We start from the raw sequence: 9,041 nt of genomic DNA, 5'->3' as shown, positions 1-9,041 counted from the left end.
CCGCCCCGCCGAGCCCCCCGCGCCCGCACCGAGGCGCTGGAGCACGGGTGTGATCGTCGCGGTCGTTGTCGCGGTCCTGCTGCTGGCGGGCATCGCCGGCTGCACCGTGTTCAACCTGCTTGACACCCAGCGGGCGCACGATGACTACCAGGGGCAGACCTCGCAGACGGTCCAGCAGGTCGACGAGCCCGGGACGACCTCCGAGCCCAGCGGCGAAACGACGTCGCAGACGACCGACGACGCCACCACGTCCCAGACGACGGGCAACCAGACGACGGGCAACCAGACCACCAGCACGCCGCAGGGCTCGGCCGACGACCTGAGCGACCAGATCTACGCCGTCACGCCGGAGACGCTTTCCGCGCAGACGTCGCTCACCACCGCCAGCCCGGACCAGAGCGCCCTCACCAAGCTCGTCCAGACGCTCCCGCTGAGCACCTACCTCGGAGGCGCCTCCGCCCCGAGCGCCGGCACCCTTGAGGTCACCTACAGCTACCCCACGCACGACGAGCGCGACTACATCGCCCGCGACGACGACTACGTCGACCGCGCCCTGGTATTCAACGCGGCCGCCCTCATGTGCACGGTAAGCGACCTCAACACGCTGACCGTCTTTGAGACGGAGCCCGATGACGACAGCCCGTACACCGACACCGACAGGCACGTCTTCACGCGCTCCGACATGGAGCAGGTCCTCGGCGTCACGCTGGACGCGAGCCAGCTCACCGAGGAGAGCTGGTCGGCCCTGCAGGCCCAGCTCATGGAGAAGCGCGTCTGGGACCGCATCTGGGACCGCGCCGATCGAGACTAGCTCTGCACACCTCGCACGACGCCCGTTTTTGAGGGCCCGACTGGCCCCATAATGGGCGACGTGCGAGGTCTCTCGGGCGGTTCGAGCACACGGGCGCCCAATCTGTCACAATCAAGGGCCGGAACAGCCCGCAACCGCCCCACACGACAGGAGGCTCCATGAGCAACGAGGGCAAGAAGGTCAAGGTCCACTACGTCGGCACGCTCGACGACGGCACCAAGTTCGACTCCTCCCGCGACCGCAACGAGCCGCTGGCCTTCACCTGCATGGCCGGCCAGATGATCCCCGGCTTTGACGCCGCCGTCCGCGAGATGGAGGTCGGCCAGGTCATCGACATCCGTCTCGAGCCCGCCGACGCCTACGGCGAACGCGACGAGCGCCTCGTCCAGACCGTGCCCGTGAGCGCCATGCCCGGCGCCGAGGAGCTCTCCGCCGGTGACCGCGTGATGCTCACCTCGCCGATGGGCCAGCCCTTCCCCGCCACGGTGGCCTCCGTCGAGGACGGCAACATCACCTTTGACATGAACCACGAGATGGCCGGCAAGGCCCTCAACTTCAACATCGAGCTGCTCGAGGTCGAGGAGTAGCGAGGGGGACATCGCCTCTCTCGGGCCCGCGGCGCGCGCCGCGGGCCCTTTTTTTACCAGCTCACGAGGTAGCGGAGCTCATAGTCCTGCCGGCAGTCAAAGCGGTACTCCGGGCGCGTGGCGGGCCCGCAGCTCCCCGTGCCGATGCCCATCTGGAAGGCCTGGACGGTCAGGTAGGTGCCCGTGCGGACCTCGTCCTCGCGGTGGCGCATGGTGCGCAGCTCGTCGTCGGAGTAGGGCTTGACCGCCAGCTCGAAGGGCCGGTCGACGGCCGTGACCTGCACGCTCCTCTCGCCATTGGAGAGCCTGACGTACTGGCAGTCCATGCGGTTGCCGCTCTCCTGCGGGCGGATGTTGGGCTCGGTCATGTCCGCCACGCGGCACGTCACGCGCTCGAGGGGCGCCTGCGCGCACATGTCTCGATAGGACTCCCCGTTGCGCCCGAGGTACTCGACCTCGTCCCAGGAGGCGTCGAGCCGGTAGCACGCGCCAAAGCGCGGCAGGTCGCCCCGGCCGCGCTCGCAGTGCAGGCGCGAGGTCACGAGCACGCCCGCCGCAACGGCTTCGTAGGTGTCCGTGCAGAGGAAGCGATGGTGCGGGAAGGTGAGCCGTGCCGTCACCTCGGTGACGCCCGGCGCCTGCTCCACGGAGAGCACCTCGCGCCGGCACGCGCGAAGTCGCTCCATCGGACGGCGGCCGTCGAGGTAGCGGTCGTTGTCCGTCTCGACCCGCGAGAGCAGGACGGGCGTCGCGGCGGGGCGCATCGTGCCAAGGAGAACGAGGCCCTCGTCCGTGACCGCGCACCCCGGGGCAAACTCGTCCCTGCGCTCGAGGAGCTCGGCCTCGAGCGCGCCCATCTCCTCGAGCTGCATCTGCTCGCGCGCGATCTCCTCGCCCGTCGCGCGCCGGCGCGTGACGACGGTCACCCACCGCCCGCGGCTTCGGCGCAGGCCCTCCCCCGCCGCGCACGGGACGCTCGACGTGGGCCGCACCATGACGGAGGCCTGGCGCAGCGGGGCGACGTCCCAGACGAGCTCGGCCACGCCGCCGTCGCTCCACTCAAATCGCAGCGAGAACGCCTCGCCGGGCGTGAACGACGTCGCGTTGTGCACCATGAAGAAGTCCCCGCCCAGATGGCGGACGCGCATCGGGCGATAGGCGTGGGCGACGACCCTCGCGCCCGTGGAGGGCGTCCGGTCGGGGTAGAAGATGCCGTCCACGCAGAAGTTGCCGTCGTGCTCCCACTCGCCGTGGTCGCCGCCGTAGGTGTAGGACCCGTCCTCGTGAAGGACCGCGTGGTCGGCGAACTCCCACACGCAGCCGCCCATCAGCGCCTCGTAGGCGTAGATCTCACGCCAGTAGTCCTCCACGCCGCCGGGGCCCACGCCCATGGCGTGGGCGTACTCGCAGAGCAGGTACGGGCGGTCGTTGAGCCTGCGCGTCGTCGAGCTGCCCTCGCCCACGCTCCGCACGCGGTCGACCGTGGCATACATCTCGCTGCCCACGTCGTAGGCGCGCCGCAGCGAGTGGATGGCACCCTCGTAGTGCACGGGGACGTCGGAGCGGGAGCGGACGAGCTCGTACATGGCGTCGGCGTTGCGCCCGCCGCCCGACTCGTTGCCCAGGCTCCACAGGATGACGCAGGGATGAAGCTTGTCGCGCTCGACGAGGCGCTCTGCCCGGTCGAGGTAGCGAGGCTGCCAGCGCACGTCGTCGGTGAGACGGTTCTGACGCGCGGGGAACTTGCCCACGAGGGCGCCGTGCGTCTCGAGGTCGGCCTCGTCGATCACGTAGACGCCCAGCTCGTCGCAGAGCTCGAGCAGCAGCGGGTCAGATGGGTAGTGCGCCGTGCGGATGGCGTCGATGTTGTGGGTCTTGCAGAGACACACGTCGCGCTCGATCTCCGCCGGCGTCATAGCGTAGCCGCCCGTGGGGCTCGTGTCGTGATGGTTGACGCCGTGCAGCTTGACGGGGCGCCCGTTCACGAGGAAGCGACGGCCGTCCACGCGCGCCTCGCGAAAGCCCGCGCGCAGCGGCACGCACTCGGAGGCCGTCTCGACGATGAGGTCGTAGAGGTTGGGCGTCTCGGCGGTCCACTCGAGCACGTCGAGGTCCTCAAAGACCACGGTCGCGCGGCCGTCCTCGGCAAAGGCCGTCGCCGTGCGCTCGAGGCCGTGCCCGCGCAGCGTGACCCGCACGTCACCCTCGGCGCCGTCGGCGAGCGTCACGTCCGCCTGAAGCCGATAGCGCACGTGGCTCGCGCGCTCTTCTCGCCCCGTGCTCACGGCCACGTCCCAGACGCCAGCGGGAGTCACCTCGCGCAGCAGCACGTCGCGGAAGATGCCGTTGTTTCGGAACATGTCCTGGCACTCGAGGTAGGAGCCCGTGCACCAGCGTCGCACCACGGCGACGAGCTCGTTTACGCCCGCGCGTTGATGCGGCGTGAGGTCGAACTCGGCCGTGTTGTGCGAACCCTCGGCATAGCCCACGCGCGCGCCGTTGCAGTAGAGGTCCAGGCAGCTCGCCACGCCGAGGAAGGAGATCACGTGACCGACGGACGCGGCGCGCTCGTCAAGATCAAAGCAGCGCCGGTAGACGCCCACGAAGTTGTACTCGTCCTTGGGATGCGCGACGTGCGGCCGCCCGCCCTCGCCGCCAACGAGCGAGAAGACCGGGCCCACCGGCGCCTCCTCGGGGATGCGCGGCGGGTCAAACGGGAACTGATAGCGCTCGTCCACATAAAACGGCCGGTCGTAGCCCTGGAACTGCCAGCACCCCGGCACGGTGAGGCGGTCCCAGTCCCAGGCGTCGGTGTCGAGCGCCTCAGGAAGCTCCGCCGGGCGCGAGAAGAACCGGAAGTCCCACTCCCCGCTCAGGCACCGCACGAGCGGCGACTCATAGCGCCTCCTCGCCAGCGGCACCCCCTCCGCCGAGCCCCGGTCCGGATACGGGATGAAATAGCTCCGCGCCGGGAGCCTGTTCTCCGCGATGACCGCCTCATCACAGTAGGCCGTACGATCGAGCACATACCTCACGTCACAAACCTCCCGGTAAAGGCGCTGTCCGAGCTAGGGCCCTCGCCCCTTTGTCCCGCGCGCAGTTCTGCAGCCGCGCGCACTCCGAGCGGCGAAGCTGTCTGAGCACGGGGCAAAGGGGCGAGGGCCAGTCCCTAGATCGCGGCGAGTGCCTGCTCGATGTCGGCGATGAGGTCCTCGGTGCCCTCGAGGCCGCACGAGAAGCGCACCATCGCGGGCGAGATGCCGGCGGCGGCCAGCTCCTCGTCGTTCATCTGGCGGTGCGTCGCGGAGGCCGGGTGCAGGCAGCAGGTGCGGGCGTCCGCCACGTGCGTCTCGATCGCGGCGAGGCGCAGGGCCGCCATGAACTTCTCGGCGGCGGCGCGGCCTCCGGCGAGCTCGAAGGACACGACGCCGGAGCCGCCCTCGGGCAGGTACTTCTGGGCGAGCGCGTAGTACGGGTCGGACGGGAGGTGCGGGAAGCGCACGCTCGTGACCTTGTCGCTCTTCTCGAGGTACTCCGCCACGGCGAGGCCGTTTCTGAAGTGCTGCGGCATGCGCACGTGCAGGCTCTCGAGGCCCATGTTGAGGTAGAAGGCGTTCTGCGGGCTCTGGATGGAGCCGAGGTCGCGCATGAGCTGCGAGGTCGCCTTGGTGATGAAGGCGCCTGCCTGACCGAACTTCTCGGCGTAGACGATGCCGTGATAGGACTCGTCGGGCGTGGTGAGGCCAGGGAACTTGTCCGCGTGCGCCATCCAGTCGAAGTTGCCGGAGTCCACGATCGCGCCGCCGACGCCCACGCCGTGGCCGTCCATGTACTTGGTGGTGGAGTGGGTCACGATGTCAGCGCCCCACTCGATCGGGCGGCAGAAGACGGGCGTGGGGAAGGTGTTGTCCACGATCAGCGGCACGCCGTGGGCGTGGGCCGCGCGCGCAAAGCGCTCGATGTCGAGCACGTCGAGCGCGGGGTTGGCGATGGTCTCGCCAAAGACGGCGCGCGTGTTGGGGCGGAAGGCCGCCTCGAGCTCCTCCTCGGTGCACTCGGGCGAGACGAACGTGGACTCGATGCCCATCTTGGCCATGGTGTGGGCGATCAGGTTGTACGTGCCGCCGTAGATGGCCGAGCTCGCCACGATGTGACTGCCCGCCTCGCAGATGTTGAAGAGCGAGAAGAAGTTGGCGGCCTGGCCGGAGCTCGTGAGCATCGCCACGGCGCCGCCCTCGAGCGCCGCGATCTTGGCAGCCACCGCGTCGTTGGTGGGGTTTTGCAGGCGCGTGTAGAAGTAGCCCGAGGCCTCGAGGTCAAAGAGCTGGCCCATGTGCTCGGAGGTGGCGTACTTGAAGGTGGTGGACTGGACGATGGGAATCTGACGCGGCTCGCCGTCGCCGGGGGTGTAGCCAGCCTGGACGCAGCGGGTCGCGATGGTCTGATCAGCCATGAGGGTCCTTTCTGTAGGGTGCAACCATGATAGCGCGGCCGATGATGACAGCAGACCGCGGAGCGAACCGGCAACATCTGACAGCAACATAGCGCGCCATTGAAGCGCCGAGAAGGGCCCGGTTCTGTTAATTGGGGACGTGTTTTTTCGTGCAGACAGTTTGTGTTAATTGGGGACGTGTTTTTTCGTGCAGACAGTTTGGGACAGGCCTGTTTGTCAGACCTGTCCCAAACTGTCTGCACGAAAAAACACGTCCCCAATTAACACAAACTGTCTGCACGAAAAAACACGTCCCCAATTAACACATCTGCTCGGGGTGGAAGACCTCGTCGAAGCGCTCCGGCGTGAGCAGCCCCAGCGCCACGCAGGCCTCCTTGAGGGAGGTGCCCTCGGCGAAGGCCTTCTTGGCCACGCGCGCGGCGTTGTCGTAGCCGATGTGGGGGTTGAGGCACGTCACGAGCATGAGCGAGCGGTGGAGGTTCTCGTCCATCTTCTCGCGGTTTGCGGTGATGCCGGAGACGCAGCGCTCATCGAAGGAGACGATCGCGTCCGAGAGCAGTCGAACGGACTGCAGGTAGTTGTAGGCGATCACGGGCATGAAGACGTTGAGCTCGAAGTTTCCCTGGGAGGCCGCCATGCCGATAGCGGCGTCGTTGCCCATGACCTGCACGGTCACCATCGTCACGGCCTCGCACTGGGTGGGGTTGACCTTGCCCGGCATGATGGAGCTGCCGGGCTCGTTGGCCGGGATGGTGATCTCGCCCAAGCCCAGGCGCGGGCCCGACGCGAGCCAGCGCACGTCGTTGGCGATCTTCATCATGTTGGCGGCGAGGCCCTTGACCGCGCCGTGGGAGAACACGAGGGCGTCCTTGCCCGTGAGGGCGCGGAACTTGTTGGGGTCGGTCACGAAGGGCAGTCCCGTGAGCTCGGCGAGCTCAGCGGCGACGGTCTCGTCAAAGCCGGCGGGGGCGTTGAGCCCCGTGCCCACGGCGGTCCCGCCGAGCGCCAGGCGGAAGAGCCCCTCCATCGCGGCGACGAGCTCCTCGCGCGAGCCCTCGAGCAGGCCGCGCCAGCCAGAGATCTCCTGGGAGAAGGCGATGGGCACCGCATCCTGCAGGTGGGTGCGACCGCTCTTGACCACGCCGGCGTTCTCCTCCTCGAGGCGGCGCAGCGTGGAGACGAGCTGGTCGATCGCGGGCAGCAAGCGCCCCGTCACGGCGACGGCAGCGGCCACGTGCATGGCCGTGGGGAAGGTGTCGTTGGAGGACTGGCTCATGTTGACCGAGTCGTTGGGGTGCAGGCGCCGCGCCGGCTCCATGCCCCTCTCGGCGGCGATCTGGTTGCCGCGGTTGGCGAGCACCTCGTTCATGTTCATGTTGGACTGGGTGCCGGAACCCGTCTGCCACACCACGAGCGGGAAGTCGTCGTCATGCTGGCCGAGAAGAACCTCGTCGGCGGCTTGGCAGATGAGGTCGCGGTCCTCGGCCGAGAGCCGTCCGAGCCGGCAGTTAGCCCGTGCGGCCGCCTTCTTCACGAGGGCGAACGCCGAGACGATCTCGGCGGGCATGCGCTCGGTGCCGATGGGGAAGTTCTCGTGGCTGCGCTCGGTCTGGGCACCCCAGAGGGCGGCTGCAGGAACGCGCATCTCCCCCATCGAGTCTCGCTCGACCCGCCAGGCCTCGCCCTCAGCGATCTTCTCGCCCAAGTTACTCCTCCTCGTCCTCGACGTCGCCGCTCTCGGGCTCGCGCCTCCGCAGGCACGAGGTGATCGCCGAGACGACCTCCGCCTGGTCGCGCGCCACGACGCCGAGGTCGGCACGGACGCCGCGGAAGCGCGGGCTCTTGGCGCACTCCTCCGCCAGCTGCTTGTTGCCGCGCGCGTCGGAGAGGGCGCCGAGCTCGCGCTGGATCTCGTCGAGGTACTCGCTCATCTGCGCGCGCTCCGGGCCGAGCACCTCGCCGAGGCGCTCGGCGACGTAGTGCATCTCCTTGGTGTCGCGGCGGGCAACGTAGACCGCATCGCCGTCGCGCAGGTCGAGGCCAAAGAGGTCCTCGTCGACCTCGTTGAACTGCTCGTCGAAGTGGGCGCGGAAGTCGTCGGCGGTCACGCCGCGCTCGGTGACCTTTGACTTCCAGCTCAGGTGGTGCGAGAGCTCGTGCGCGAGCTTGCCGAGCTCCTTGGCGGAGCGGCGCTTGCGCATCAGCGTGAGCAGGGAGGCGCACTCGAGCGAGCGCTCCTTGGCGCACGACATGGGCAGCAGGCTGTTCTCGCCCAGCTCGCCGCTCTCCACCAGGCCCGAGACGGTCTCGCAGAGGATGTCGAGCGAGCGCAGGCGGCCCGAGGCGACCTGCAGCTCCTTGATCGTGTGCTCGCAGCGACGGTTCTGCTTCTTGGTCTGCCACGGAGCGAGGAACTGCAGCAGCGAGCGGACGCGCCTGAGGGCGATCCTGAACTGCCGCAGCGCCTCGGCGCTCTCGGGGCCGGCGAGAAACGCGTCGGCCCGGGCGGAGAGGTCGCGCACCGCGCCGGCGACGGCGTGCTCGACGACCGCGAGCTCCTCCCAGGACGTGGCCTCGGGGCCGGAGACGTACCAGCGAAGCACGCCGCGGCCGGAGAAGCCCCCCGTGAGGTCGATGGCGACGACCGCGCCCTTGCCGAGCGGCGGGCAGGTGCCCAGAAGGCGCGTGGAGAGCTGGTCCACGAAGGGGGCGTGGCCCACGGCGATCACGCACGGCGCCTCGGCGGCGTCGAGCTCGGCGAGAAACGCCGCGGCGTCCTGCGCGTAGAGCGACTGGTGGACCTCGATGTCATCGATGCCCGCGGCGGCAGCCACGACGTCGGCCGTCTCGAGCGCTCGCACGGCGGGACTGCTCCAGAGAAGCGCGTTGGGGTCGTCGCCGAGCAGGGAGAACACGCGGGGGTACGCGATGCGCAGCGCACGCGCCCCGGCAGTCGTGAGCCGGCGGTCGATGTCCTCGCCCGAGGCGGAGGCCACCTCGGGAGCTCCGTGCCGAACGAGAACCAGCGTCTTGACCATGTCTCCCCCGATCGTCAGATCCGGCAACGCACCGAAAAGCAAGCATAGCAATTTACCGCTCGCCGATTTCTCGGCTTCGGGGAGCGGCGCCCCAATCCGGGGGCGCTCCTCCGGCGACGCGCGCGCCCTACCATGTGAGCACCGAGGAAAGG

General features: G+C 68.9%; 6 protein-coding genes. 2 read left to right on the top strand and 4 right to left on the bottom strand.

Annotation, left to right across the window (positions count from 1 at the left end; translation table 11 throughout):
- Both B5F85_RS08160 and B5F85_RS08155 read left to right on the top strand, forming a co-directional pair.
- The coding region (locus tag B5F85_RS08160; protein WP_204204693.1) for a hypothetical protein at positions 1-811 on the top strand (811 nt) is incomplete at its 5' end.
- A gap of 158 nt (positions 812-969) precedes the next feature.
- The gene (locus tag B5F85_RS08155) at positions 970-1,398 is read left to right on the top strand and encodes a peptidylprolyl isomerase (protein ID WP_087316196.1); all 429 of its coding nucleotides are present in this window, start codon (positions 970-972) and stop codon (positions 1,396-1,398) included.
- 53 nt (positions 1,399-1,451) lie between these two features.
- Here B5F85_RS08155 and B5F85_RS08150 read toward each other — a convergent pair whose 3' ends face one another.
- The 4 genes from B5F85_RS08150 to B5F85_RS08135 form a co-directional block, all read right to left on the bottom strand.
- On the bottom strand, positions 1,452-4,433 hold the full coding sequence (locus B5F85_RS08150; protein ID WP_087316194.1) for a glycoside hydrolase family 2 TIM barrel-domain containing protein: 2,982 nt from the start codon (positions 4,431-4,433) through the stop codon (positions 1,452-1,454).
- A gap of 134 nt (positions 4,434-4,567) precedes the next feature.
- Positions 4,568-5,851, bottom strand: coding sequence for a PLP-dependent transferase (locus B5F85_RS08145; RefSeq protein WP_087316192.1), 1,284 nt, complete (start codon positions 5,849-5,851; stop codon positions 4,568-4,570).
- Positions 5,852-6,149: 298 nt separating this feature from the next.
- Positions 6,150-7,556: a class II fumarate hydratase gene (fumC, locus tag B5F85_RS08140; RefSeq protein WP_239386795.1), complete on the bottom strand. Its 1,407-nt coding sequence runs from the start codon at positions 7,554-7,556 to the stop codon at positions 6,150-6,152.
- A gap of 1 nt (position 7,557) precedes the next feature.
- Entirely contained in the window at positions 7,558-8,889 is a 1,332-nt protein-coding gene (locus B5F85_RS08135) for a CHAD domain-containing protein (protein WP_087316190.1), read from the bottom strand.
- Positions 8,890-9,041: the final 152 nt, after the last annotated feature.

It is taken from the genome of Olsenella sp. An293 (assembly GCF_002159495.1).
In the GTDB taxonomy this organism is placed as follows: domain Bacteria; phylum Actinomycetota; class Coriobacteriia; order Coriobacteriales; family Atopobiaceae; genus Thermophilibacter.
Note: the sequence above shows the minus strand (reverse complement) of the source record. Positions and strands in the feature narration are given on the sequence as shown.

Excerpts from the sequence above, each read along its gene's own strand:
- B5F85_RS08135 (WP_087316190.1), bottom strand. The coding sequence starts at position 8,889 with ATGGTCAAGACGCTGGTTCTCGTTCGGCACGGAGCTCCCGAGGTGGCC.
- B5F85_RS08145 (WP_087316192.1), bottom strand. The coding sequence starts at position 5,851 with ATGGCTGATCAGACCATCGCGACCCGCTGCGTCCAGGCTGGCTACACC.
- B5F85_RS08155 (WP_087316196.1), top strand. The coding sequence starts at position 970 with ATGAGCAACGAGGGCAAGAAGGTCAAGGTCCACTACGTCGGCACGCTC.